This window comes from Providencia sp. JUb39 (assembly GCF_012272845.1).
GTDB lineage: Bacteria > Pseudomonadota > Gammaproteobacteria > Enterobacterales > Enterobacteriaceae > Providencia > Providencia lanzhouensis.
This window is the reverse complement of sequence record NZ_JAAWXD020000001.1, coordinates 3577802-3604340: the sequence shown is the minus strand read 5'-3', so window position 1 is coordinate 3604340 and position 26539 is coordinate 3577802. Positions and strand designations below refer to the sequence as shown.

At 44.5% G+C, this 26539-nt stretch carries 22 protein-coding genes; 12 read left to right on the top strand and 10 right to left on the bottom strand.

What is annotated here, in order from left to right; translation table 11 throughout:
• Position 1 precedes the first annotated feature (1 nt).
• The 3 genes from frdC to frdA are packed head-to-tail and all read right to left on the bottom strand — an operon-like array spanning position 2 to position 2935.
• Positions 2-397 carry a fumarate reductase subunit FrdC gene (frdC, locus tag HFU86_RS16740; protein ID WP_006659010.1) on the bottom strand — a complete coding sequence of 132 codons (396 nt, stop codon included), beginning with the start codon at positions 395-397 and terminating at the stop codon, positions 2-4.
• A gap of 14 nt (positions 398-411) precedes the next feature.
• The gene (locus HFU86_RS16735) at positions 412-1146 is read right to left on the bottom strand and encodes a succinate dehydrogenase/fumarate reductase iron-sulfur subunit (protein ID WP_006659011.1); all 735 of its coding nucleotides are present in this window, start codon (positions 1144-1146) and stop codon (positions 412-414) included.
• The gene (frdA, locus tag HFU86_RS16730; protein ID WP_132496643.1) at positions 1139-2935 is read right to left on the bottom strand and encodes a fumarate reductase (quinol) flavoprotein subunit; all 1797 of its coding nucleotides are present in this window, start codon (positions 2933-2935) and stop codon (positions 1139-1141) included. The genes HFU86_RS16735 and frdA overlap by 8 nt, the downstream gene beginning before the upstream one ends.
• Before the next feature lie 785 nt (positions 2936-3720).
• Here frdA and epmA point away from each other — a divergent pair.
• The 7 genes from epmA (at position 3721) to HFU86_RS16695 (ending at position 13017) form a co-directional block, all read left to right on the top strand.
• Positions 3721-4698: an elongation factor P--(R)-beta-lysine ligase gene (gene epmA / locus HFU86_RS16725; protein ID WP_036955971.1), complete on the top strand. Its 978-nt coding sequence runs from the start codon at positions 3721-3723 to the stop codon at positions 4696-4698.
• A 280-nt stretch (positions 4699-4978) separates the two neighbouring features.
• Positions 4979-7687 (top strand): DUF2345 domain-containing protein, encoded by a 2709-nt coding sequence (locus tag HFU86_RS16720; protein WP_132496642.1) that lies wholly within the window; start codon positions 4979-4981, stop codon positions 7685-7687.
• Between the two features lies 1 nt (position 7688).
• The gene (locus HFU86_RS16715) at positions 7689-9638 is read left to right on the top strand and encodes a phospholipase D-like domain-containing protein (protein ID WP_187129687.1); all 1950 of its coding nucleotides are present in this window, start codon (positions 7689-7691) and stop codon (positions 9636-9638) included.
• Positions 9639-9641: 3 nt separating this feature from the next.
• Positions 9642-10607, top strand: a complete 966-nt coding sequence (locus HFU86_RS16710) for an SEL1-like repeat protein (RefSeq protein ID WP_187129686.1) — start codon at positions 9642-9644, stop codon at positions 10605-10607.
• A 5-nt stretch (positions 10608-10612) separates the two neighbouring features.
• On the top strand, positions 10613-11620 hold the full coding sequence (locus HFU86_RS16705; protein ID WP_255425999.1) for an SEL1-like repeat protein: 1008 nt from the start codon (positions 10613-10615) through the stop codon (positions 11618-11620).
• Positions 11621-11632: 12 nt separating this feature from the next.
• On the top strand, positions 11633-11896 hold the full coding sequence (locus HFU86_RS16700) for a PAAR domain-containing protein (RefSeq protein WP_006814313.1): 264 nt from the start codon (positions 11633-11635) through the stop codon (positions 11894-11896).
• Positions 11893-13017: a hypothetical protein gene (locus HFU86_RS16695; protein WP_187129685.1), complete on the top strand. Its 1125-nt coding sequence runs from the start codon at positions 11893-11895 to the stop codon at positions 13015-13017. The genes HFU86_RS16700 and HFU86_RS16695 overlap by 4 nt, the downstream gene beginning before the upstream one ends.
• Before the next feature lie 85 nt (positions 13018-13102).
• Here the strand turns inward: HFU86_RS16695 and glpQ are convergent, their stop codons facing one another.
• Both glpQ and glpT read right to left on the bottom strand, forming a co-directional pair.
• Positions 13103-14176 carry a glycerophosphodiester phosphodiesterase gene (gene glpQ / locus HFU86_RS16690; RefSeq protein WP_006659015.1) on the bottom strand — a complete coding sequence of 358 codons (1074 nt, stop codon included), beginning with the start codon at positions 14174-14176 and terminating at the stop codon, positions 13103-13105.
• 199 nt (positions 14177-14375) lie between these two features.
• The gene (gene glpT, locus HFU86_RS16685) at positions 14376-15725 is read right to left on the bottom strand and encodes a glycerol-3-phosphate transporter (RefSeq protein WP_036955981.1); all 1350 of its coding nucleotides are present in this window, start codon (positions 15723-15725) and stop codon (positions 14376-14378) included.
• Between the two features lie 434 nt (positions 15726-16159).
• Between glpT and glpA the strand changes: the two genes are divergently transcribed.
• Genes glpA through glpC form a run of 3 tightly spaced genes read left to right on the top strand, consistent with a single transcriptional unit; the run spans position 16160 to position 20293 of the window.
• Complete coding sequence (gene glpA, locus HFU86_RS16680) at positions 16160-17815, top strand: anaerobic glycerol-3-phosphate dehydrogenase subunit A (protein ID WP_181477588.1); 1656 nt, start codon at positions 16160-16162, stop codon at positions 17813-17815.
• Positions 17805-19100 (top strand): glycerol-3-phosphate dehydrogenase subunit GlpB, encoded by a 1296-nt coding sequence (glpB, locus tag HFU86_RS16675; protein WP_187129684.1) that lies wholly within the window; start codon positions 17805-17807, stop codon positions 19098-19100. Before glpA ends, glpB begins: the two co-directional genes overlap by 11 nt.
• Positions 19097-20293, top strand: coding sequence for an anaerobic glycerol-3-phosphate dehydrogenase subunit GlpC (gene glpC / locus HFU86_RS16670; RefSeq protein ID WP_132496636.1), 1197 nt, complete (start codon positions 19097-19099; stop codon positions 20291-20293). The genes glpB and glpC overlap by 4 nt, the downstream gene beginning before the upstream one ends.
• A gap of 93 nt (positions 20294-20386) precedes the next feature.
• Here the strand turns inward: glpC and HFU86_RS16665 are convergent, their stop codons facing one another.
• Positions 20387-21055, bottom strand: a complete 669-nt coding sequence (locus tag HFU86_RS16665) for a 7-cyano-7-deazaguanine/7-aminomethyl-7-deazaguanine transporter (RefSeq protein ID WP_036955987.1) — start codon at positions 21053-21055, stop codon at positions 20387-20389.
• A 161-nt stretch (positions 21056-21216) separates the two neighbouring features.
• Between HFU86_RS16665 and tusA the strand changes: the two genes are divergently transcribed.
• Positions 21217-21471, top strand: a complete 255-nt coding sequence (tusA, locus tag HFU86_RS16660; RefSeq protein WP_132496635.1) for a sulfurtransferase TusA — start codon at positions 21217-21219, stop codon at positions 21469-21471.
• A 3-nt stretch (positions 21472-21474) separates the two neighbouring features.
• On the opposite strand, the gene HFU86_RS16655 is transcribed toward tusA, so the two are convergent.
• The 4 genes from HFU86_RS16655 to HFU86_RS16640 form a co-directional block, all read right to left on the bottom strand.
• Entirely contained in the window at positions 21475-21768 is a 294-nt protein-coding gene (locus HFU86_RS16655) for a hypothetical protein (RefSeq protein WP_132496634.1), read from the bottom strand.
• A gap of 34 nt (positions 21769-21802) precedes the next feature.
• On the bottom strand, positions 21803-22705 hold the full coding sequence (locus HFU86_RS16650) for an Rpn family recombination-promoting nuclease/putative transposase (RefSeq protein ID WP_187129683.1): 903 nt from the start codon (positions 22703-22705) through the stop codon (positions 21803-21805).
• 198 nt (positions 22706-22903) lie between these two features.
• A complete protein-coding gene (locus HFU86_RS16645; RefSeq protein ID WP_187129682.1) occupies positions 22904-25246 on the bottom strand; it encodes a zinc/cadmium/mercury/lead-transporting ATPase in 2343 nt (780 codons plus the stop codon).
• 148 nt (positions 25247-25394) lie between these two features.
• Positions 25395-26024, bottom strand: a complete 630-nt coding sequence (locus tag HFU86_RS16640) for a lysoplasmalogenase (RefSeq protein WP_108478414.1) — start codon at positions 26022-26024, stop codon at positions 25395-25397.
• A gap of 158 nt (positions 26025-26182) precedes the next feature.
• On the opposite strand from HFU86_RS16640, the gene HFU86_RS16635 reads away from it, so the two are divergent.
• The gene (locus tag HFU86_RS16635; protein ID WP_108478415.1) at positions 26183-26536 is read left to right on the top strand and encodes a DUF2500 family protein; all 354 of its coding nucleotides are present in this window, start codon (positions 26183-26185) and stop codon (positions 26534-26536) included.
• Positions 26537-26539 lie beyond the last annotated feature (3 nt).

The following is a 26539-nucleotide window of genomic DNA, read 5'->3' as shown; positions in this document are numbered from 1 at the left end:
ATTAAAATAGTAATGCGATTGCTAAAATAGCCGCTGTCACGACTATCGTGAGTGCCCAGAAGCCTTTTACAATTGGCTCATCTGGCAGTTTCTTATCTTTAACAATGATAGCGACAGCTTTTGGCGCCAGTTTGAACCACGTTGTGGTATGCAGCAGCGTCGCCGCCAGTGTCACAATGTTAATGATCAGAATGATTGGGTTACTTAAGAACCCAACAAAGCCCGCCCATGATTCAGGTCCATTTTTCAGAGCAAATACGCCGTACAGGACTAAAATACTGAACCAAACCTGAAGCACGGAAGTACTTTCACGCATGATGTAAAAGCGGTAGAAACCCAGCTTTTGCCACCAGTCGCCTTTCATTTCCCTGACATAGGGTTTACGTTTAGTTGTCATGACTTCAATTCTCCTTATCGTGGCTTCAGCATGGCGATAACAAAGTCTTGCGCACTCGCAACTTTACCTTGTTGGATAGCCGCCGCCGGGTCGACATGCTTAGGACAGACTTCAGAGCAGTAACCTACAAACGTACAGCTCCATACACCGTTGTCACCATTTAATAATGGCATACGCTCTTTCGCGCCGTGGTCACGGTTATCGAGGTTGTAGCGCTCTGCTAAGGTGATTGCCGCAGGGCCTAAGAACTCAGGGTTCAGACCAAACTGTGGACACGCTGCATAGCACAGACCGCAGTTAATACAGCCAGAGAACTGATGATATTTCTCCATCTGAGCTGGAGTTTGCTTGTTCGGACCGTCAGAAGGTTTGCGATCATTACCAATAATGTAAGGTTTGATAGCTTCTAAACGCTCGATAAAGCTTGTCATATCAACAACAAGGTCACGCTCGATAGGGAAGTTACCCAGTGGCTCAATTTTAATTCCTTGCGGATAATCACGCAGGAATGTTTTACAAGCCAGTTTAGGAACATTGTCCACCATCATGCCGCAAGAGCCGCAGATAGCCATACGGCAAGACCAACGGTAAGACAGGTCTGGCGCGAGGTTATCTTTGATGTAGCCCAAAGCATCTAACAAAGAGGTTTGCTCGTCATAAGGGACATCATAAGTCACTAAATGGGGTTCATTGTCCGTTTCTGGGTTGAAACGCATGATCTCCATTTTTAAGTGTTTCATATCATCCATTAGCTTGCTCCTTATTCGCCTTATCTTGAGCTGCCCCTTCAGCACCATACACACGTTTCGCTGGTTGTGATTTAGTGATTTTCACATCAGAGTACTCAAGGCGTGGTGCACCTTCTGGGTTATAGAACGCCAGAGTATGTTTCAGGAAGTTGACGTCATCACGCTCAGTGCAACCTTCGTCAAGACGTTGGTGCGCACCGCGAGACTCTTTACGGTTAATCGCAGAGTGAGCCATACATTCCGCCACGTCTAAGCCAAAGCCTAATTCGATGGTGTACAGTAAGTCAGTGTTGAAGACGCTGCTATGGTCAGTGATTTCAACATGCTTGAAGCGCTCTTTCAGCTCTGCCAGTTTATCAACAGTTTTCTGCATTAATTCAGGTGTACGGTAGATACCGCAACCTTCTTCCATCGAAATACCCATTTCATCACGGATTTTCGACCAGCTTTCTTTACCTTTTTGGTTCAGAAGTTTTTGCAGGTCATTTTCGATATCACGAGTACGTGCTTCGATAGCGCTTGCATTTGCAGGGGTAGCTTCAGCAGCATGACGTGCCGCTTCTTCACCTGCTAAGCGACCAAATACCACTAATTCTGCCAGTGAGTTAGAACCTAAACGGTTTGCGCCGTGTAAGCCAACAGATGAACATTCACCCACCGCGAACAGACCTTTAATACGAGTTTCGGTGCGTTGGTCAGTTTCAATACCACCCATGGTGTAGTGAGCTGTTGGACGAACAGGAATTGGTTCGTTTACAGGGTCAACACCCACGTAAGCTTTTGCCAGCTCACAGATAAATGGTAGACGTTCATGCAGTTTTTCAGCACCTAAGTGACGTAAATCCAGATACACAACATCACCACGGTGAGTGCTGATAGTGCGACCTGCACGCCATTCGTGCCAGAATGCTTGTGAAACTTTGTCACGAGGACCCAGTTCCATATATTTGTTTTCTGGTTTGCCCAGTGGCGTTTCAGGACCCATACCGTAGTCTTGCAGATAGCGATAGCCATCTTTGTTGACTAAGATACCGCCTTCACCACGACAACCTTCAGTCATCAGGATACCGGAACCTGGCAGACCAGTAGGGTGATACTGAACAAATTCCATATCACGTAATGGCACACCATGACGCAGCGCCATACCCATACCGTCACCGGTTACGATACCGCCGTTGGTGTTATAGCGGTAAACTCGACCCGCACCACCCGTGGCCATAACGATAGCATTGGCACGAATTTGAACTTTCGTCCCTTCCATCATGTTCAGAGCAACCAGACCACGCACCTGACCTTCGTCCACAATGATGTCGAGAACAAAGTGCTCGTCGAAACGTTGGATTTGAGGATATTTTAATGAAGTTTGGAACAGGGTATGCAGCATGTGGAAGCCAGTCTTATCGGCTGCGAACCAAGTACGTTCAATTTTCATCCCACCGAAACGGCGAACGTTAACTGAACCATCTGGTTTACGGCTCCAAGGGCATCCCCATTGTTCCAGTTGGGTCATTTCTGTTGGGCAGTGTTCGACGAAATAATCGACGACATCTTGCTCACACAGCCAGTCACCACCAGAAACGGTATCATTAAAATGATAGTCATAGGAATCATGGGCTTGAGTAACTGCTGCTGATCCCCCCTCTGCGGCCACGGTGTGACTACGCATTGGGTAAACTTTTGAGACCAGAGCAATCTTGATATTGGGATTTGCTTCAGCAGCAGCAATTGCTGCACGTAAGCCTGCGCCCCCGGCCCCGATAATCGCTAAATCGGCATTGAAGGTTTGCACTGCGCTTCTCCATTGTTCAAGTGTAAAGTGTTAAATTAATAAATTCTTTTAAATACTTTTAGTGCTTAGCTATTTCAGTTTCGGTTTGCCTTTAGGCAAATCTGCAAAGAATCTTTTTTAATCGTAAATATATAATAGCTAATAACGACTTATTATGTTGGGAATTATAACGAATAGTGGCGGGGATAAATTTGATATAGAAAGGTGTTTTGGGTGATATTACCCCTAAAGTGTGATCTGCGTCTTCTTTTTGTAAATTGTTTTTGGGTGTCAAGAAATTGCAGAGAAACCGAAAATAATAAAAAGGAATTTCAAATAATTATCATTAAATTTAACGGAATTCCTAGCATTTAAAACCAACTAAAATCGTCAGGTTTTTCTTTCTAACAGTGGATAATCTGGTGTTCCTCGAGGAAATTCTAGAATCATATCGAAGATAAAATTGCGAAAGAGTTCACTGTTTAGAAAGTCGCTTAATTTTTAATGCTAAAAAACAGATTTAAATTGTATCAATAAGGTGAGTAGTGAAGTTTGGTTTTAACATTTGCATCACAAGCGATAAGAAAAAATCATGTTTTTGTTTTTTTTTAACCAAATGTTAAAAGTTAATAATAAAGCTTTTTTGCCTAATCGTATAAAGCAGGAGATAATCACATCATCTTTTCTCGCCTTGAATCATATCCCCTATCGATACTCAGATAGCGCATAATATCCACAATATTCCATTGTGTGTTAAGGGGGAGGTGAGTACACTGCACGACTAAGTTTATTTTGGAGTTATTTTAATGAGTGAAGTAGCGAATTGGCTGCCTACAGCCCCCATCGCTAACCTGTTACAGCGCGCAAAAATTGTTGCGGAAATCAGACGTTTTTTCGCTGATCGCTGTGTACTTGAGGTAGATACACCCGCAATGAGTCAGGCCACGGTGACTGACATTCATCTTGTTCCATTTGAAACTCGCTTTGTGGGACCTGGCGCGGCTCAGGGCATCAATTTATATTTGATGACTAGCCCTGAATACCATATGAAGCGCTTACTGGCAGCGGGAAGTGGGCCTATCTATCAAATGTGCCGCAGTTTCCGTAATGAAGAAGCGGGAAGACACCATAACCCTGAATTTACGATGCTGGAATGGTACCGCCCACACTTTGATATGTATCGCTTAATCAATGAAGTGGATGACCTTCTACAGCAAGTGCTGGAATGCGAAAGTGCTGAGCTACTCTCTTATCAGCAAGCATTTTTACGCCACTTAGATATTGACCCGCTTTCTGCGGAAAAAAGCGAGCTACGCGAAGTGGCTGCCCGCTTAGATTTAAGCAATGTGGCGGACAATGAAGAAGACCGCGACACCTTGTTACAACTACTGTTTACCATGGGCGTGGAGCCACATATTGGTAAAGAGAAGCCTGCGGTGGTTTACCACTTCCCTGCAACGCAAGCGTCATTAGCGGTGATTAGCACAGAAGATCACCGTGTGGCAGAGCGTTTTGAAGTCTATTTTAAGGGCATGGAGCTGGCGAATGGCTTCCATGAACTGACTGATGTGGGCGAACAGCGCCAACGTTTTGAGCAAGATAACCGCAAGCGTGCTGCAATGGGTTTACCCGTTCAGCCGATTGATGAAAACTTGCTTGCAGCGCTTGAGCACGGTTTACCGGCATGTTCCGGTGTGGCTGTTGGTGTTGATCGCTTAATCATGCTGGCACTGAATGCCGAACGAATCAGTGATGTGATTGCATTCCCTGTGACGATTGCTTAAAACTCAGTTTCTATCTATGACATTAAAAAGCACCTTGAACGTTGATCATTGATTGACGAAGGTGCTTTTTCTTTCCTGCCCGTTCTACCAAAAACGGATTAAATGCTTTCGGATAATTCTTCTATAAGTCCCATTCCTGAAAATTATGGTTGATTTCAAGTTCATTTGCTGGTCTTCTGTTTGACTTAAGCTAAATAAAATGAATTTGGATTGGTGACCTTTCTGCCTTTGCTTCTATGACAGGTTGCTATGGAATAAGCAGAAAAGGAGCATGAATAGAATGGGCTTACAGGATCTCGCTTTAAAAATCGCTCCACTCCATAATCGCTATCAATTAGGCGTTCAAGGTTGTAGTGTTCCATTGGATGTTGAATCTTTCATTGGGCGAGAAGCCATTAGTGAAACCTATCGCTATCAGATAACATTCACCTCCTCAGCCCAAAACCTACTAGCCCAACAGTTTCTTCGTCGTACCGCCCATTTTACCTTTTCATCTCCCACTATTCCGCTGGCGGCATTAGATTCACTGAGTGAACCGCAAAAGCGAATTCATGGGGTCGTCACACATTTTAAGCGGTTATCTGGTTCAGCAGATGAAGCCCAGTACCAAATTGTGATTGAGCCGTTTGTCTCGTTGCTGCGTCATCAGATGCGTTCCCATCGCTTTTTCCTCAATAAATCTGTACCGGAAGTGATTGAGTTTATCTTGCGTGAACACAAAATTCAGGGCTGGGAGTTTGAGTTTCACCTGCAACGACAATATCCCAAGCGGGAGCAAATAAACCAAATCAATGAGAGTGACTGGCAATTTATTGAGCGTTTGCTCAGTGAAGTGGGCATTTTCTATTCCTTTAGTCTCCAGACCGACACGAAGACGGAAATTATTCACTTTGGGGATAGCCAGCGCGCCTATGTGTATGATTTACAACTGCCACTCAATAGCCCTTCTGGCATGAATGACAATGGCGTTGAAAGCGTGTGGGGGCTATCGCTACGTCACCAAGTGGTGGAACGCAGCGTCGTGACTAAAGATTATAATCACCGGCAAGCGATGCAAACGTTGCTATCCATTGAAACGGACATGACTCGCGGAGATGGGGACGATATAAACTATGGCGACGTTTACCACTACAAAGCCCGCCATCTTGAGCGCGGTGAGAAATACCAACCTGAAACGGAAACCGCCCATTTTTGGTCACGGCTAGACCATGAACGCTTTCTCGCACGTCAAACACTGCTGCGAGGCAAAAGCAATTCACCGCGCTTAACGCCGTTGATGATTTTTAAAGTCATCGATAACCAATTATCGTCCACCTTACCCACGGATTTTCAATCCGAAATTTTAATCACTCGATTACGATTTTCAGGCAGTCGCAGTAGCGCATTAACTATTCAGTTTGATGCCGCGCCGTACACCGAAGCACTGTGCTGGCGGCCTGTTCTAAAGCCTCGCCCTGTGATCGCAGGCACATTAATGGCGCGCATCACTAGTGCTAAATCCCATGATATCTATGCCCACCAAAATGAGCACGGTTTCTATTGGGTGAAATTCGATGCAGACCGTGATGAAAAACCGACGGGGTATGAAAGCATGCCCGTGCGGCTGGCAAAACCCTATGCAGGAGATACCTACGGAATACACTTCCCGTTGATTCAAGGGGCTGAAGTCGCGATTGCCTTCCATGAAGGGGATCCTGACCGACCGTATATCGCCCATGCCTTGCATGATTCCCATCGCCCCGACCACATCACTGACAAAAATAATACTCGCAACGTCATTCGGACTCCGGCAAATAATAAGCTTCGTATGGAAGATAAGCGCGGGGAAGAACACATCAAGCTCAGCACCGAATACGGCGGTAAATCCCAACTTAATTTAGGGCATTTGGTTAACCAAGGGCGTGAAAAACGCGGTGATGGTTTTGAACTGCGTACCGACAGTTGGGGGGCAATACGCGCAGGCAAAGGGCTGTTTATCAGCACCGACTTGCGCACGAAAGCCGCTTCTGAACAACTGGATATGCGCGAAGCCAAGCAGCAATTGGATGATGCGCTGAATTTGGTGAGTTCTTTACGGGAGGCTGCCGAAGTGGCGAAAGCCGAACTGGCCGATTTAAACGCCCAACAAACCTTACTCACCCAATCGATTCAAGAACTGCAACAAGCGGCAATGTTACTCAGTTCCCCTGCGGGTATCGCATTAACCTCCCCCAAAACCGTACAGGCGAACAGCGGTGAAAACATTACCCTGACGGCTAATAAACAGGCAGATATTTCAGTGGGGAAAAAAATCACCTTAGCGGCAGGCCAAGCAATTAGTTTATTTGCCCAAAGTTTAGGTATCAAAGCCTTTGCGGCAAAAGGCAAGGTAGAAATTCAAGCCCAAAGCGATGAAATGCACCTTACCTCACTCAAGGACATGACGGTCACCAGTACAGGCGGTAGAACTGTTGTCGCCGCTAAAGATGAGTTATTGCTGACCTGTGGTGGCGCCTATATTCGTTTAAAAGGCGGGCAAATTGAGTACGGCAGCCCCAGCAACCAAATGGTGAAAGCGACCAACTGGGTGGTTGAAGGCCCTGCGTCTATGGATGTCACGCATCCACAATTTCCACAATCAATGCCAAAACAAACCTTGCGTTTTCAACTGAGTTCCTCACCGCAAAGCCCGATGAAGGCGCGTGCGTTTGAGCCGTATGAATTGTATGCCAATGGGGCGCTTATCCTAAAAGGCATGAGTGATGCGCAAGGAAATATCCAAATTGACCATGATATTCCGACGGACAGCTACCAACTGCGTCTATTGAATGGGGATCGTTACGATATCGATGTTCCTTCTGCGGAGTCGCAAGAAGCAGAAAACGTCGAACCCGTTAATGTTGGTTTTCGAACCAGTGCGCCTAGCCAAGAGCGAGAAAGCTCGCGAATAGGCCAAGCGTGGGGGGAAGGGCTTTCCCAGTTTATTACTGAATGGAATAAGAGAAAATAATATGTCAGGAAATCAATCTGGGGGATTCCCCGCTTCTGTGCAGTTACCCATACCAGCAACCGAGCAGAAAATACGTTTACCCGTCTCGACGTGTATGGTACTGCAAATGACACCCAGTTGGATCCCTGAGAGTACCAAATACCCGATGAGCTTATTTGTGTATGCCCCACTGGTGAATGGGAAACAAACCTTTGCCGCAGTTGCGGAGGCAATTCGGCATGCCAAGCACAGCGTTGAAATTATTACATGGGGTTTCCAGCCTTCCATGTATTTTGAACGTTCAAGGGGGATTAATGAAGGAACATTTCCGACGATTGCAGAGCTTCTTGAACAGAAAGCGAAAGAAGGGGTGAAAGTCCGTATTCTAGTATGGTTTGATGAACTAGCTAAACTCGGTGAAACCAGTTTGCCAGGTTGGCGATTATCAACCCATTACACGCCGAGGCAAAAAATTGAACTGCCGATGGAGAAGGCTCTCGCGGCAGGGGCTAAATTAGAGTATGAATCCGATAAACAATACCAATTTGATAAAGAGTGGTTACATCGCGCAAAAACCAATCAAATTAAAAACTTGTCGGTGCGTACCCGCTCAATGGCAATAAATAGCCCCTCATCTCGTTTGAGTCAGGTGGCGAAGTTAACCAAACACCAGTTTGGCAGTGATGATGTCGAACTCAGTTTACGTTTGGCGGCTCTGGCGATGGTTCCCACCCATCACCAAAAAGCGGTGTTGATTGATTATGAAGAACCCACTCTCGCGGTTGGCTTTGTGATGGGGCATAACATGCATTCGCAGTATTGGGATGATGATAAACACTCAATTATTCAACATAAAGAGATGTCATGGCTAGGACGTGATGGACCCACCGCATGGCAAGATACCTCTAACTGTGTGTATGGCGAAGTGTTGTGTGATTTAAGCGATAATTTTGTCACGGCCTGGAAGGAAACTGAAGGCTTGTTTACACACGGTAGTGAAGGTGTCCAGCTGACAGAAAGACGTAAAGCAATTTCACGCAGCCAATACACGCCCACTTTAGAGCATGTTGAAGCCTTAAATGAGCGCTATACATTTTTAGCTCGACACCCATTAACACCGACGGCGGGAAAAATTTGTCGCACCCATCCTGAGCATGATGAATACGATATTTTAAAGTCCTATGACCACGGTGTTAAACATGCCCGTAATTATCTCTACTTTGAAAATCAATATTTTCGTTTATCGTCCATTGCTAAGGATGTGCGCAATATGGTGGAAGTGCGCAATCAATGTTTTGCAGAAGCGGCAGCCACTGACCCTAAACTGCAAGGGCAAAAAATTCCACCGTTCTATTTATTTGTGCTAACAAATTCAACCACAAAAGCAGAGGTGGGTGACTCGAATGAAGTCGGTGGATATCAAACCTACAAGATGCTGGAAACCTTAGGGCGCCGTGATTTGATGCGGGAGCATGCTGCGTATCGAGATACGGTAAATAATGTCATGGCATCGACCCGAAACGGTCAGGTGTCAGCCCCCATTGATGTCGTTAACCCTGATGATATTCAGGAAGAAACCATTGAGGGGTTTAAGAGCGTGATTTGTACCTTGGTTTCGCCTGATTCTGATCTCTGGCAGTCGGTGTATGTCCACAGCAAGCTAACCTTAGTGGATGACACCTTTTTAATTCAAGGCTCTGCCAATATCAATTTACGCAGTATGGCATTTGACACTGAAATTGCGGTGATACTGCAAGATACGGATATATTTCCTATCGTGAAGCCACTGCGCGAAAAATTGTGGGGAATGCATAAAGGAACGGGGAGTGTTTCTGATGATTTGGCAGAAGAATTTAAAAGTTGGAAAAAAATTATAACTGATAATTCTGGTTATAAAGAAGATAAAAAAATGCCCCAAGGTGCTTTAATTCCCTTTGAGGATAAAACAATTGGGTTAGAAAATTCGGATTAAATTATGTCACTAATTAAACCTTGTTTATTACTGTGTGCTCTAGTGCTACTTGCTAGCTGCAAACCTGTAGAAGAAAAAGAGAAAGCAATGACTCAAAAAATAGAATCCGATTTAGCCTTCACCTGTGTGTATGAAAAAGACACGCTACCTCCCGTTGATCCTGAAGCCGACATTTGGTTCAAGCAGGCGCGAGAACTTGAAAAGGTCAATAAATCTCAACGGGATTATGCTCAAATTGGTGTTCTCTACCGTAAAGCGGCAGAGCGTAATCACCCCAAAGCCATGCTTAACTTAAGTAACTTAATCAGTTATGGCAAGGTCTCCCCCATTGAAGGTAAAGGTCCAGCCCAAGAGGTGTGGGATATTATTCAAAAAATGGCTAAATTGAATATCAGTTACGGTTATTACCAGATGGGGCACTATCTCGATACGGGCTATGGAGTTATTGCAGACCGCACCATAGCCTTAGCTTATTTTCGTCAAGCAGCTGATTTAGGTAGCCCTGAAGCCCAATATGTCCTTGGGAGAATTTTTGTTGCTCAACGCTTATCGGATAGAGATAACCCAGCCTATCGCCCTGAAATTGGGGTAAAGATGTTAGATTGTGCAGCAAATCAAGGTAATGGGGAAGCGGCGTACCGATTAGCAAGTTATTTGAAAAATGTAAATGAGGACTTACATGGTTCATTAAAATATTATCAATTATCAACGAAAAATGGGTATCGACATGCTGCATCAACTTTAACTGGCGCTTTTGACCCAAAAACAATATTAGGAAGTATTGATTATCTTGGCGTAAAACCTGATAAAGAACGTTCATTACGTTATTATGCAATAGTCAAAGAAATGGATGCTTCTGATGAAACAGCTAAATTCCCCGATATCGATAAAATAGTCCCACTCCCACCCGCAGAGCTCCCTGAATGGGATGGTACGTTTGAATATAAAAAACAGGCGGAGGGGCAATAACCAAGATGAATCTCTCCTTTTTATTTCATCATCAATCCATTGCTCGCGGCATATTTAAATGTGGTGCATTGACTTGTAGCATGTTGATACTGAGTGCTTGCAACCCGATGGATAAAAAAGAAGAGTCGCCGCCGGCTCAAAAAACAGAACCCGACTTAGCCTTCACTTGTGTGTATGAAAAAGACACGCTACCCCCAGTTGATCCAGAAGCGGATATTTGGTTTAAACAGGCGCGTGAACTTGAAAAAGTGAATAAACATCAACGAGATTATAAGCAAATCGGTGATTTCTACCGCAAAGCTGCAGAGCGTAATCACCCCAAAGCCATGTTGAATCTCAGTAACTTAATCAGTTATGGAAAAGTCCCCCCGGTTGAAGGTAAAGGCCCCGCCCAAGAGGTGTGGGACATTATCCAAAAAATGGCAAAGTTGAACATCAGCTACGGTTATTACCAAATGGGGCATTATCTAGACACGGGTTATGGCGTAGCTGCTGACAGAACGAAAGCGTTAACTTACTTTCGTCAAGCGGCTGATTTAGGTAGCCCCGAAGCCCAATATGTAATTGGCGATATTTTTGTATCTCAACGTTTATCGGATAGAGATAATCCAGCTTATCGCCCTGATATTGGGAAAAAAATGTTGGATTGCTCTGCAAATCAAGGTAATGGAGAAGCCGCATATCGTCTGGCAAATTACTTATGGAATGTTGAAGAAGATACTGGTGGAACATTAAAATATTATCAGCTATCTACAAAAAATGGGTATCGACATTCAGCGTCAACTTTAACTGGTGCTTTTGACCCAAAAACAATATTAGGAAGTATTGATTATCTTGGCGTAAAACCTGATAAAGAACGTTCATTACGTTATTATGCAATCGTCAAAGAAATGGATGCTTCTGATGAAACAGCTAAATTCCCCGATATCGATAAAATCGTCCCGCTCCCACCTGCTGAACTCCCTGAATGGGATGGCACGTTTGAATATTCAAAACAACCGGATAACCAATAAAAGGATCTTAATATGCGCGCACTTGTTCGTTTAGGTGACAAAACCACTCATGGCGGTGAAGTGATTACTGCATCTGGTTCTGTCATGTATGGCAAACCTATTGCTTTAGTGGGAGACAAAGTGAATTGCCCTAAAAAAGGACATGGTGTTAATGCCATTTTACCCGGTTCAACGCGCATTTTAATATCCGGTCGTCAGGCGGCACTCAATGGTTTTCAAACTGAATGTGGTTGTACGCTTATTGCGAGCTTATCATCGTCGGGTGAACAATCATGATGAGCTGGAGAGCTCCATCATTAGAGCACCCTTCAGCCCCTAAAGTACCCCGTTGGATGCTTTGGTTTTTGATTATGCTGATTGTGGGGGCTCTTGGGTTTGGGCTGAGCCTCTATTTATCCACAAATGAAATGCTATCGCCAACTACCAGCAACACCATGCTGATGATTGTATTCGTTATTTGCCCCGCACTGTTGGTGGGGTTTATTCGTTTTTTTATCTACTCAATAGCTGCTTATCGCCATCAACTTTTTACCAATATGTTAGATGATGCTCGCAGAGAATGGCGTTACTGGGCAGGCAAGCACCTTGGGGTGCTAACGCATACTCGATTAACGCAAATCGATGAAGAGCAGCAAAACGGTATTTCTTTATCTTCATTGCCACCCAATAAAGATAATGTATTGACGCTAAGATCATTGAAATCGCTTTCGTCATGGGAAAAACAAGAAATAGTGGTGCAAAAATTATTCGCACCCATTGCTGAGTATTACCATCAACATTCTCTCTCCCAGCCGATTACCCTATATTGGCAAGCTGAAGACAATGAGTCTAATTGGCAGGAACTGATTGAGCAGGAAGCTGCGCGTTTGTCATTGACGCTGGAATCCGTTGAGATATTACCCTCAGAATCGTTCAGTCAATGGTTATTAACATTGTATGAAAATGCCTTTGAACCCAAGCTATACGCTATTTTGGCGTTTCAGTTAGATTCGACCGCGAGTGAAGAAGCCGCCAGTATGTTACTTGCCCCTCAAGGGGTTTATGAGAGTTTACGAGCGCCAGTTCAAGCGAAACTTTTACGTCCAATATCCACGGATTTAGCGTCATTTCCTGAAGCATTAAAAACACAGTGTGAATTTCAATATTCAGGAGAGCAGCTGGATAGGGTTTGGCACAGTGGCGTGAAAGAGAGTGATAAAGGGAAATACATCGAAAGTTATGCGCTACAGAATGTACCTCAATTATCTGAACACCTTTATGATATCGATTCATTTTTAGGTAAAGGTGGTATCGCGCGTCATGTAGTGGCGTTGTCACTAGCGTGTGAATATTCGCACCACAGTCTGATCGCTCAGCAACATGAAACGCAACTTTTATTGCAGCAAATTCAGGTTTAAAGTCTAAGTAAGAGAGTCGTTATTCTGATTGAAAAGACTCTCTCGAGTCATTGACTTGCAATTGACTCGAGAGAGTGAGGGAGAGTTACTTCTGCTTTTGCTGCTCTAAGAACTTAACTCCTAAATCTGGGAAGTCTGTAAAGGCACCATCAACGTCCGCTTGGTTATAAATAATGTCATATAACTGCTGACCATCTTTCGCGTACTTAGGCAGTTTGTCCACACGGATAGTAAATGGATGCACCGCCATATGGTTCGCGTGAGCTTCCTTCACCATACCGTTCACTTTGATATTGGTTGGCGTAGAATCTTCGCTAATGAGCATATGATAGTCAGGGCCAATACCATCTGCGTAGGTTGCAATTTCTTTCATCGCACCTGGCTTCATCATCCAATCATAGTTATAGTTCACCCAAGTACCGTCTGGCTTCTGCTCTTGCGTTTCTTCCCAATCGGTATAAGCGATTAATTGGATCAGTTTTAAATCCATTCCCATTTCTGGCATCAGTTTCGTTTTGATGCGTTTTAGGTCAATTGGGTCGAAAGATTGCAGATAAACGTTAGAATCTTTGTTGGTATAGCCATACTCTTTCAGGACTTCTAAGGTTTTCTTGGTGATGTCCTTACCTTCTTGTTGATGGAACCAAGGGGCTTTAATTTCAGGGTAGATACCGATATTTTTACCCGTTGATTTGTTCAAACCTTGAATAAATTCAATTTCTTCTTGGAAGGTATGGACGCGGAAATCAGATTTACCCATAGGGAAACGGTTTGGATAGCTTTGGACTTTTTTGCCATCAACAATGTCGAAACCTTCCGTGAATTTCAGAGACTTAATTTCTGGTAGGGTAAAGTCGATGGCATAGTAGCGACCATCTTTACGTGCGCGATTTGGAAACTTATCCGCTACGTCAGTGACGCGATCCAGATAGTGGTCATGAAGAACAACCAGTTCATTATCTTTGGTCATCACTAAATCTTGTTCTAAGAAATCCGCGCCTTGCGCATACGCCATCGCTTTCGCTGGGAGGGTATGTTCAGGTAAATAACCACTTGCACCACGATGGGCAATCACCACTTTACCTGCCGTTTCGGCAGCGGCAGAGACTGACATCACTAAGACCATACTTGCGACTAATGTTTTTAATTGAAAATTCATCAGTAAATCTCCTTGGTACTCATTGTTTGTAGGTAAAAACCTTGTAGGTAAAAAGCTTTATAGGTAAATAAATTTATAAATGAATACTTTTACAGATAAAAAATGGTGCCGATAACAAATTTTGGGTAAAAAAATGGGCTATATCCTTTTCTTGATATAACCCATCAATCTAGCGAATCAACTCAACATAAGCGGTAGCTTATTGGTTTTTAGCGAGTTCGCGTTTGTGTTTACTTTCGCTCAGCATAACGATGAACAGTAAAACAACGGCCAGTGCAGAACCACCGATCATCACAGCAAAACCGCCGTTCCAACCGAAGTAGTCAACGGTATAACCGACGATAGCACTTGCGGCAACAGAACCACCAAGATAACCGAATAAACCGGTGAAGCCTGCGGCGGTACCCGCTGCTTTCTTAGGTGCAAGTTCAAGAGCGTGCAGACCAATCAGCATGACAGGGCCATAGATTAAGAAACCGATAATCAACATACATGCCATATCAACGCCTGGGTTACCCGCTGGGTTCATCCAGAAGACGATAGTTGCAATAGTCACTAAGGTCATGAAGAACACGCCTGTCGCGCCACGGTTACCACGGAAGACTTTATCCGACATCCAACCGCACAGCAGCGTTCCTGGAATACCCGCATATTCATACAGGAAGTAAGCCCATGAAGATTTATCCATTGTGAAGTGTTTAACTTCACGCAGGTAAGTTGGTGACCAGTCCAGAACACCGTAACGCAGTAAGTATACGAACACGTTAGCGATAGCAATCATCCACAGAAGTTTGTTAGGGAATACATACTTCATGAAGATAGCTTTAGCGGTTAATTCTTCTTCATCAGAGGCTTTATAGTCTGTTGGATAGTCGTTTTTGTACTCTTCAATTGGTGGCAGACCACAAGATTGCGGGGTATCACGCATTAATGCGAAGGCAATCATTGCCACTAAAATAGCCGCGAATGCTGGCATATATAGCGCAGCTTTCCAGTCGTTAAACCATGCCATACCTAACAGGAACAGTAATGGAGGCAGACCACCGCCGACGTTATGCGCACAGTTCCAAACGGAGACGATACCGCCACGTTCTTTTTGTGACCACCAGTGAACCATGGTACGTCCGCAAGGAGGCCAACCCATACCTTGGAACCAACCACATAAGAATAACAACACGAACATGATCATGATGCTAGACGTTGCCCATGGCACGAAGCCCATGAATATCATGACAAGTGAAGCGAGGATCAAACCTGCCGGTAAGAAGTACCGAGGGTTAGCACGGTCGGAAAATGAGCCCATGATAAATTTGGAGAAACCATAGGCGATTGAAATCCCAGATAATGCGAAACCAAGGTCACCTTTAGAGAAACCTTGTTCAACAAGATAAGGCATTGCAAGGGCGAAGTTCTTTCTAACTAAGTAGTATGCTGCGTAACCGAAGAAAATCCCCAGGAAAATCTGCCAACGTAATTTACGATAGACGGGGTCTATTTTATCCGCTGGCAGCCTCTCGATATGAGCGGCGGGTTTAAACATGCGTAACATAAAGCCTCCGATGGCATGTCAGTAGTTATATGCTCTTCATTTCACATATGTTGTGAAGTTGTTGAGCGTTTATTATGGGAGAAGTAACAAAAACGAAAACAATCGAGTTTCTTTAAGCGCTTTTATTTTCTAATTGCGCTAAATCTTAATCGTTAAAAAACATTTTATCTGTAATCTAACGCACAATTATTGATTTTGTTTATCTGGCTGCATAGTTAATGCGATTTGTGAATGGAATGGAACTAAAATTGTGAATTATTTTGTGATGATTATCACGCTTCCGCGCTTTGATGTACCTAATTTGTACTTTTGACTTTCGTTTTTGTTCCTTATCAAACATTGAGCGCTTTTTTGAGCTTATATTAACTATAGACTATAAAAATAGAAACTATACTTATCGAATAGTGAAGATTGATTAACGTGAGGAATGCGACATGAATGGCTCATCTGTGACTGAAACGGATGTCATCATTATCGGTGGTGGCGCAACAGGTGCAGGTGTCGCTCGTGACTGCGCTCGCCGTGGATTAAAAGCAGTTTTGCTAGAACGGCATGATATTGCGACAGGTGCAACAGGGCGTAACCATGGCTTGCTACACAGTGGTGCTCGTTATGCCGTGACAGATAGTGAATCGGCAAGAGAGTGTATAGAAGAAAACAAAATTCTTAAGCGTATTGCTCATCATTGTGTTGAAAAAACCGATGGGCTCTTTATTACCCTACCTGAAGATAGTCTCGAATATCAGCAGCAATTTATCACCGCTTGCCAATCCGCTGGCATTGATGCTCAAGCGATTGATCCCGCGGAAGCTATTCGCTTAGAGCCTTCAGTTAACCCGCGTTTAATTGGTGCGGTTCGCGTGCCTGATGGTACTGTCGACCCATTCCGTCTAACCGCTGCAAATATGCTCGATGCGCGCGAACATGGCGCTAAAGTGCTGACTTACCATGAAGTGATTGGCTTGATCCGCCAAGGGGATAAAGTCCGCGGTGTGACGGTTTATGACCATCAAGCTAAACGCCAATATGATATTCATGCGCAAATCGTGGTGAATGCTGGCGGAATTTGGGGACAGAAAATTGCCGAATACGCCGATCTGAAAATCAAAATGTTCCCAGCGAAAGGGGCATTACTTATTTTAGGTCACCGTCTTAACAATATGGTGATCAACCGCTGCCGTAAACCAGCAGATGCGGACATTCTGGTTCCGGGGGATACCATTTCTCTGATTGGTACTACGTCAACGCATATCGAATATGACCAAATCGATAATATGTATGTGACACCAGAAGAAGTGGATATTTTGATCCGCGAAGGTTCTATGTTGTCACCAGCATTAGCGACAACGCGCATTTTACGCGCGTATGCGGGTGTTCGCCCATTAGTGGCGAGCGATGATGACCCTTCTGGTCGTAACGTAAGCCGCGGTATCGTGTTACTCGACCACGCAAAACGCGATGGTTTAGATGGTTTCATTACTATTACGGGCGGTAAGTTAATGACTTATCGCTTAATGGCAGAATGGGCGACCAATAAAGTCTGTGAAAAATTGGGTGTCACAACCCCATGCACGACGGCGGAAGCACCACTGCCGGGCTCTCAACACAGTGCAGAAGAAGCGCTGCGTAATGTGGTCTCTATCCCTGCACCTATTCGTGGCTCTGCGGTTTATCGACATGGTGATAGGGCGTCTGCGATCCTCAGCGCTAATCGTTTAGATAAAAGCTTAGTGTGTGAGTGCGAAGCGGTGACGGCGGGTGAGGTTCGTTATGCAGTGGAATCTTTAACCGTCAACAACTTACTTGATTTACGTCGTCGTACCCGTGTGGGTATGGGTACGTGCCAAGGTGAACTTTGCGCTTGCCGCGCGGCGGGATTACTCAATCGTTTTAACGTCACTACACCACATGAAACCGAGCAGCAGCTGGGGCACTTCTTAAATGAGCGTTGGAAAGGGGTGAGACCAATTGCTTGGGGGGATGCTTTGCGTGAAAGCGAGTTTACCAGTTGGGTGTATCACGGATTATGTGGCATGAATGAAAGTACATTGAGCCAGCCTGCTCAAAAGGAGGCAGAGAATGAAATATGATGCAGTAGTGATGGGCGGAGGCCTTGCCGGTCTTATCTGTGGAATTCGTCTGACTCAATCAGGGCTTTCTTGTGCCATCGTGAGTGCAGGGCAGAACGCACTGCATTTCTCGTCGGGTTCATTGGATTTATTAACGCATCTTCCTGATGGTACTCAAGTCGATCAACCGCTATCCATGTTGGAAGCGCTAAAACAACAAGCACCGAGTCATCCGTACAGTTTGATTGGGGCAGAAAAAGTCGCTGAGCTGGCTAAATTGGCACAGACTACACTACAGCAAGCAGGGCTACATCTAAAAGGTTCTTGCGAAGAAAACCATTACCGTATTACGCCGTTAGGTCATAAGCGAATGACATGGCTTAGCCCTGAGTCGGTGCCAACAACTGCACTTCATCAACCGATGGAATTAGGCAAAATTGCTGTTGTAGGTATTGAAGGTTTCCTCGATTTTCAACCGCAAATGGTGGCGGATGAGTTGGATCGTCAAGGATTAGAAGCTGAGGCGTGCTATGTTCACTTGCCGCTGCTTGATCGTTTAAGAGAAAACCCAAGCGAGTTCCGAGCGATTAACGTAGCACGCTGGTTAGATAGACCTGAAAATATGGCGCAAATCGTGGAAGAAATTGCACCGTTAGTCGCCAATGCGGATGCGGTGTTTATGCCTGCGTGTATTGGTCTCGACAGTGAAGAGCCAATGTTAGAGCTACAGAAACGCTTAGGTAAGCCGCTATTTTTACTGCCAACATTACCGCCATCTTTATTAGGTATTCGCCTTCATGAAATGCTATTACGCCAGTTCCGCCGTCAAGGTGGGATCATGATGCCGGGTGATAAAGTCACTTCCGTCAATTTTGTGGGGTCACGTATTGAATCTGTGCAAACCCGTAATCACGGCAATATTTCATTGAAAGCTAAACATTTTGTGTTGGCGACGGGAAGTTTCTTTAATAACGGCTTAGTAGCGAAATTTGACCAAGTGTATGAACCCTTGATGCATTTGGATTTAGGCGAAATCGGCGACCGCGCCAAATGGACAAATAAAGAGTTCTTCGCATCTCAGCCATACATGGCATTTGGTGTACAAACCGACGAAAATTTACGCGGTAAAAAGCACGGTGAAACCATCGAAAACCTGTATGTTGCGGGTGCAGTATTAAGCGGGTTTGATCCGCTCACTCAAGGTTGTGGTGCAGGGGTTTCACTGGTCAGTGGCTTATATGCCGCGAATGAAATCGTGAATGAATTTGCTAAAGATAAAGCCATGCAGGCGGAGGTGGCGCAATGAGTATTCAAGATGCAAGCTTTGAAAGCTGTATAAAGTGCACCGTTTGTACCACCTATTGCCCAGTGGCAAAGGCAAACCCGCTGTATCCGGGGCCAAAACAAGCAGGTCCTGATGGTGAGCGTTTACGCTTAAAAGACCCGATGATGTACGATGATGCATTGAAATTCTGTACCAACTGTAAGCGTTGTGAAGTAGCGTGCCCGTCCGATGTGAAGATTGGCGACATTATCGCGCGCGCTCGTAATACCTATAGCCAGCAAAAACCGAAACTGCGTGATGCGATCTTAAGCCATACAGACATTATGGGTTCTTTATCGACTCCATTTGCCCCTGTAGTCAACACGATTACGGGTTTAAAACCCGTTCGCCAAATTCTGGATAAAGCCCTGAAAATTGACCATCGTCGTGAACTGCCGAAATACTCATTCGGGACTTTCCGTCGTTGGTACAGTAAACAAGCCGCAGAGCAGGCGAAGTTTGAGGAGCAGGTAGCATTCTTCCACGGCTGCTATGTGAACTATAACCATCCACAGCTGGGTAAAGATTTAATCAAAGTTTTCAACGGGATGAACATCGGTGTTCAGCTGTTAAAACGTGAAAAATGTTGCGGTGTGGCACTGATCGCAAACGGATTTATGAAGCAAGCGAAACGCCAAGCGAATGTGAATTTGGAGTCACTCCAAGAGACGATTCTGGAGAAACATATTCCTGTCGTGGCGACCTCATCGACCTGTACATTTACCATTCGTGATGAGTATACCCATGTATTGGATGTCGATACCTCTGAGATGCGCGATAACATTGAATTAGCGACCCGCTATATTTATCGTCTGCTGGAAGAAGGGCGAGAGCTGAAACTGAAACACACACCATTAAAAGTGGCTTATCACACACCATGCCATATGGAAAAAATGGGGTGGACGTCCTACACCCTTGAGCTGATTAAGCGTGTACCGGGTGTTGAGCTGATTGTTTTAGATTCACAATGTTGTGGTATTGCAGGAACTTACGGGTTCAAAAAAGAGAACTACGAAGTTTCCCAAGGTATTGGGGCTGGGCTGTTCCGTCAAATTGAAGAGAGCGGCGCGGATATGGTGATCACTGACTGTGAAACCTGTAAATGGCAAATTGAAATGTCCACCAGTAAGAAATGTGAACACCCAATTTCACTACTGGCTCGCGCGCTCGAATAATCAATTGTTGTGTTGAGTAATGTGAAAAGTAGTTAGGTATTAATCAAGTTAACCCCTTGGGAGATAAGTGATGGCTTATCTCCCTTTTTTATCTCAGTGCTGCGGGGATAATTGTTTCTTACTGGCGGTAGCGAAGAACGTCTTCAAAATAAAGTTCAGTAATAAACCATAAGCTGGCAAGAAGAACAGCATGCAAATTAATAGCTTGAAGACATAATCAACGAGAGCGATTTCCATCCAATTTGCTGCCATAAACGGATCGCTGCTTTGATAAAACGCGATAAAGAAGAACGCGATAGTATCAATCAAGTTACCAAAAAACATGGCGCAGGCGGGTGCCACAAACCAACGTTTGTTTTGGCGCAGGCGGTTAAATACGCTGACATCCAAGATTTGGCCGAGGACATATGCCATAAAACTTGCTGCCGCGATACGCGCAACAAACAGGTTAAATGTCATGATAGCTGCGAAACCTTGCCATTCTCCTTGGAAGAACAGAGCAGAAATCACATACGAAATTAATAATGCCGGTAACATGACCGCAGTGATAATTCGACGAGCTAATGGCGCACCATAGATGCGAACTGTTAAGTCCGTAGCAAGGAAAATAAAGGGAAAGGTAAACGCACCCCAAGTGGTATGAAACCCAAAAATATTAATGGGTAACTGAACCAAGTAGTTGCTGGATGTAATAATTAAAATATGAAACAACGATAGCCAAATTAACGCAGTGGCTTTTTGCTGCGGAGTAAACGTAAACATATTGTACCTTTTTAGTGGCAATGGGGTGAGGGAACCCATGAATAACATCCCTAAATTGGGAAGAGCGCATCATACTCTCGTTGCGCAACAAAATCAAAACTGTTCATCCACTGCGCGTAGCTTTACAATAAGCGCATTGATGACCAAGAGAATGTGGTGTTATGTCTGACTTATTTTCTAATCCAACGAAAACCCTTGATACGTTAGGGCTACGCTGCCCTGAACCTGTGATGCTGGTGCGTAAAACCGTGCGTAATATGGCGGACGGAGATACTTTGTTAATCATTGCAGATGACCCCGCAACCACCCGCGATATTCCCGGTTTTTGCCGTTTTATGGAGCACGAACTGCTGGCGGTTGAAGCGGAAAATGCGCCATATCGTTATTTATTGCGCAAAAAATCCAGCGGCTTGTAATGCCTAGCCAGCGGTATTGATAATAGATAGCCTTTTTGCTTCGCAGGAGGCTATTGTTGATGGGCGATCCATAAGTGCTTGAATTTCATTGAGTGATAATTCAGTGATTTTACTGATAGTTTCTATGTTTAAGCCAAGTTGTAGTGCATTTAAGGTTATCTCTTGTTGGCAGATGGCTTTACCTACTTTGAGCGCTGTTTGTAGTCCCACTGTGAATTCTTCCTCAAATCCTTCTACAAATCCTTGTGCAAATCCTTTCTTATATCCTTCATATCTTAAACGTGTGGCAATATTCATAATTATTTATCCCGATACTTACATAATTTGTTGTTTAATTAAGGGCTTGAATTTCACTGTCTGATAACCCAGTGAGTTTGCGGATAACGTCAATGCTTAAACCAAGTTGTAAGCTCATCAATGCCACTTTGAGTTGATTCTTTTTTTCTCCTTTCTCTATTCCTTCCTCTATTCCTTCATTTTTTAACCGCTGTGCAATATTCATAATAGTTCCTCGATGGTTTTCGGCTTGGTCGATTAATGTCTCGACAATGTATGTGTAATAAGGTGAATCCATGATGATAAATAAGTAATTCAAGATAGTGATCACATCATCTTTGTCATTATAGTGGCTGTTTAATATTTGAACGAAGTGCTCAGTGACTCTCTGGTGGTCATTTCGTAGTTTTTTGTGTTTCATTGCGAGTTCCATCACAGCGATTTTGCGGTGACTAACTATTTCGGTATCCTCAACTACGGTGATGTCCACCAACGGGAAAGGGCTGCTATACAGATCATGAGCTATTTCAGCGTGGGGCAAGCATTGTGTCCATGTACCTTCATAAGGATAGGGGGATGTTTCCCCGTGATAAAACAAAATGGGGACAACGAGCGGTAAGGTTTTATGCCCTTGCTGTAGATGTTGATTCATTGCCATAAATGCGTAGTGCATTAAACGCCAGCCCATAAGTTTGTCAGGTGTCGATTGATGTTTGACTAACAGATAGATATAACTACCCCTCGTTTTTGTTTGAACAGAATAGAGAACATCGGAAAACCGGGTTCTCAATTTGCTATCAATAAAAGCTGAATTAATGAGGGTAAGCGTATCGAAATCACACAAGCGTTCAATGTGTTCAGGTAAATGAAGCTCAAAGAAATCTCGGGCATTACTCTGCTTTGTCATAAAGCCTTTAAAGGCGGCATCATGGGGTATTGAACTTGCATTATTAGCCATATCCACGCTCAGCAAATGTTGTCGATGACCGAGATATTACCCAATATTTCTGTGTGCGGGAGAAAAGTTAGTCTTAAATTCAGTTGGTGAATGGTTTGTGTAACTCTTTGCTATAACTGATTATTTTAGATTTCTTTCGCATAAAAAAACGCCGTAATGATGACCATTACGGCGTTGAGATATCAAACTAAAGAAAGGCTATTTTTTGATTTCGGGTAGCTTAACGCGCAGTAAGCGAACCGCGTTGGCGGTGACTAATGCCGTGGCGCCAGAATCCGCTAACACGGCAACCCATAAACCAGTGATACCTAACAAACTCGTCACCAAGAAAACGGCTTTTAAGCCCAAGGCGATAGTGATGTTCTCGCGGATGATCTTCCGTGTGGCTCTGGATAATGCGACGATTTCAGGTAATCCAGTCAAACGGTTATGGGTTAAAGCGGCATCCGCAGTTTCTAAAGCAACGTCAGTACCGCCACCCATTGCAACACCAATGCTTGACGCTTTCATGGCTGGGGCATCGTTGATACCGTCACCTACCATCATGGTGTTGTGATCGCGATTAAGCTCCATCACCGCGGTGACTTTATCTTCCGGTAATAATCCTGCACGGAACTCCATGCCTAGCTGATTTGCGATGGCGCTGGCGGCACGTGGGTTATCGCCTGTTAGCATCACGGCATTAACATTCAGTGATTTCAACATAGCCATTGCATCAGCAGCATCGCCACGTAAGGTATCTTGCAGGGCGGTTAAGCCGATAACTTGGTCATCTTCTAACGTGACGACAACCGTTTTACCTTGCGCCTCTAGCGCTTCCACTTTCGCTTGCCATTGGCTGCTTAATGGAGGCTCAACCCTTGATGGTGCGCTAACTAACACTTGCTTACCGTTAAAAGAACCTTCGACCCCTTTACCTGCGAGTGCTTTACGCTCTAACGCTTCTTCAACAGTGATAGATAGCTCTTCAGCTTTGTTGACAATAGCTTTAGCCAGTGGGTGATGAGAGCCGACTTCAACCGATGCCGTGATACGAATTAACTCGCTTTCACTCAGACCTTCAACAGCGACGATATCGGTGACGTGTGGTTTACCTTCCGTTAGTGTGCCTGTTTTATCCAGTGCAATTGTCGTGACAGTTCCCAATTGTTCTAATGCAGCACCACCTTTAATTAAAGCTCCACGGCGAGTGGCGGTTGCCAGTGCTGAGGTGATTGCAGCAGGGGTTGAGATAACCAATGCGCAAGGGCAACCAATTAACAACAGAGTCAAACCACGGTAAATCCAAGTATCCCATGCTGCACCGAAGAACATTGGCGGGATCACTATCACTAAGGCCGAAATCAGCATGATAATTGGAGTATAGATGCGGCTGAAGCGGTCAATAAATCGTTCAATTGGCGCACGACGCTCTTCTGCTTCTTCAATCAGTTGCAAGATGCGGTCGATAGCATTTTGACCTTGCTCTGATACCACTTCCATTTGTACGGCTTTATCGACAGACAAACAGCCCGCAGCCACTTTTTCCCCAGCACTGCGTTCTACAGGGACGGATTCACCGGTTAATGCGCTTTCATCAAAACTCGCAAATCCTGCAACCAGCACCGCATCGGTTGGTAATCGACCACCTGGTGCAATTTCAATGATGTCACCAGGGCGTAACTGTGCCACAGGAACTGACGTTTTTTGTCCATCCTTGATAAGCACGGCATCTTCAGGGACTAAAGCCATGAGTGCGCTAACACCTCGGCGAGCGCGTCCCGCAGAGTAGGATTCAAGCATTTCACCCAGCATAAACAGCAAGATAACCATGGCGGCTTCTTCAGTTGCTTGGATAAAAATCGCCCCTACAGCGGCAACGGTCATCAAGGTTTCAATTGCAAATGGTGTACCGGTACGAATCAAACGTAATGATTTACGCGCGATAGGGTATAGCCCAAATAATGTAGTTAGGATAAACGCCACGTTACCTAACTGTGGATTAACAAATTCAAGTCCCCAGCTGATTGCCATCAGGATAGCTAAAATAATGACGGGTTTTGCTTCACTCAATAAGCTGGGTGGCGGTGCTGATGTTGCACTCGCGCTACCCACATCATGTAGTTCGTAACCTGCGGCTTCGACAGTTGAACGAACGACGGCAGTAACGTCTTTGTCAGCGTCCACGACGAGTTTTTCAGTGGCAAAGAGGACTTTGGCTTGAGCGACTTCGCGAATTTGGGAAATCGCGTTTTCGATTTTAGCCGCGCAGCTTGGGCAGTCCATCCCGCGTACAATCCAGCTAAAACGCTGTTTAGCGGTTTGGGTAGGCTCTACATCATCATTTGCAGCGGATGTTGAGCTGCAGCAGCTACCATGTTGATGGGATTTTTCATCGTCATCATCATGAGCATGATTTTTGTCATCGCCATGATGATGTTCATGGGATGATGCGTCATGGCTCACAGCTTTGCTATTCTCTACAGCTGCGGATGAGCAAGTGTTTCCTGAGCAGCAAGACGTGCTGTGTGCATGGGTATCTTTATGAGAGTGTGAGTGCATAAGCGCCCCCTTTTTCTTGATGCGTTTTTAACCATGTTCTCTAATTAAGGTTAAGTCTACACTTTGGAGTAGACTCTAGAGTCAAATGAAAAAGGGGAAGCCAATTGATAAAATTCTCAAATAGCACGTTTTATCAATTGGCGGGGAATTACAAGTAAATGGCGCGAACAATAAAGAACTGACCGAGGAAGTAGAATGCTGCCACGACGGCTTTAGAGGCTTTGAATGGGAAGCGGAAATGAGCAATTAACCAGATACAGTGAGATAAAAACAGCATAGAAGCGCCCACCATAATCGAGAAATTAAATTCTCGACCTAAGCCAAAGTATTGGTCTCCAGCTACCCACATCATAATCATGCTCATAATAATAGAGGCGAAAACTACAGGCTGTTGGCTTTCCAGTTTTCCCCAAATCAGCACCAAGGTGACGGCTGCGATAGCAATAGGGACGATAAGCCAAGGCAGATACAGACCAAAGTTGAATTGCATTCCAAAGCTAATGGTGTAGACCAAATAGCTTAAGAACATCAGCCCTAAAGAAGTAAGCAAGTGCTCACTAGAAAACATTCTCGAAAGGTCGGCAACTAAGGAAAGCACCAAACCGCCTAAAATTAGGTAGGTTTGCGCATTTAAGTCGTCAGAACTCCATCCCCAGAATAGTAGAAGAAGTAAAGTGATAGGGCGGAATAACCAACGTTGCCACTCAGGGCCACGATAGGCTGCATCAACGTACAGCCAGCCAGAAAATAAAACAGCGAGGAATGGCCAACTAATCATACACATATCCTTAAGAGTTTCTGGAAAAGAGAAATCACTAAGAGCGATTAAATATAAATGAACTATACCGCGTCTCGCATAAATTGTATGGCGTTTATCTGCAATTTGAGCGATAGAGGGTATATACTTATGATAATTCTAAGCTAAATATATAAATTATGAATAAGCCAATTCTCTTAATTATTGTTCTCGCGATTATCGCCGTGTTAGCCACTAAGCGTTTTTTTGACCAAAAGAAACAGAATGAAATTAACGATAATTCATTGCCTGTCAGCCAGTTAGTGTTCGTGAAAGAGAAAAAAGATTACCCTTATCCAAATATGCGTTCTCGGGAGCGCGATGTGGTATCCCCTGAAACTTTTCGCTATGAACTTTATTTTCAGACTCAAGCTTCAGGAGAAACGATTAAGGTGATCGTCAGCGAAGAGCAGTACCAAGGTGTTGAATTGGGTGCTAAAGGTAAGCTAACCCTACAAGGTACGCGATTTATTCGCTTCGAACCCTCTGAATAAACG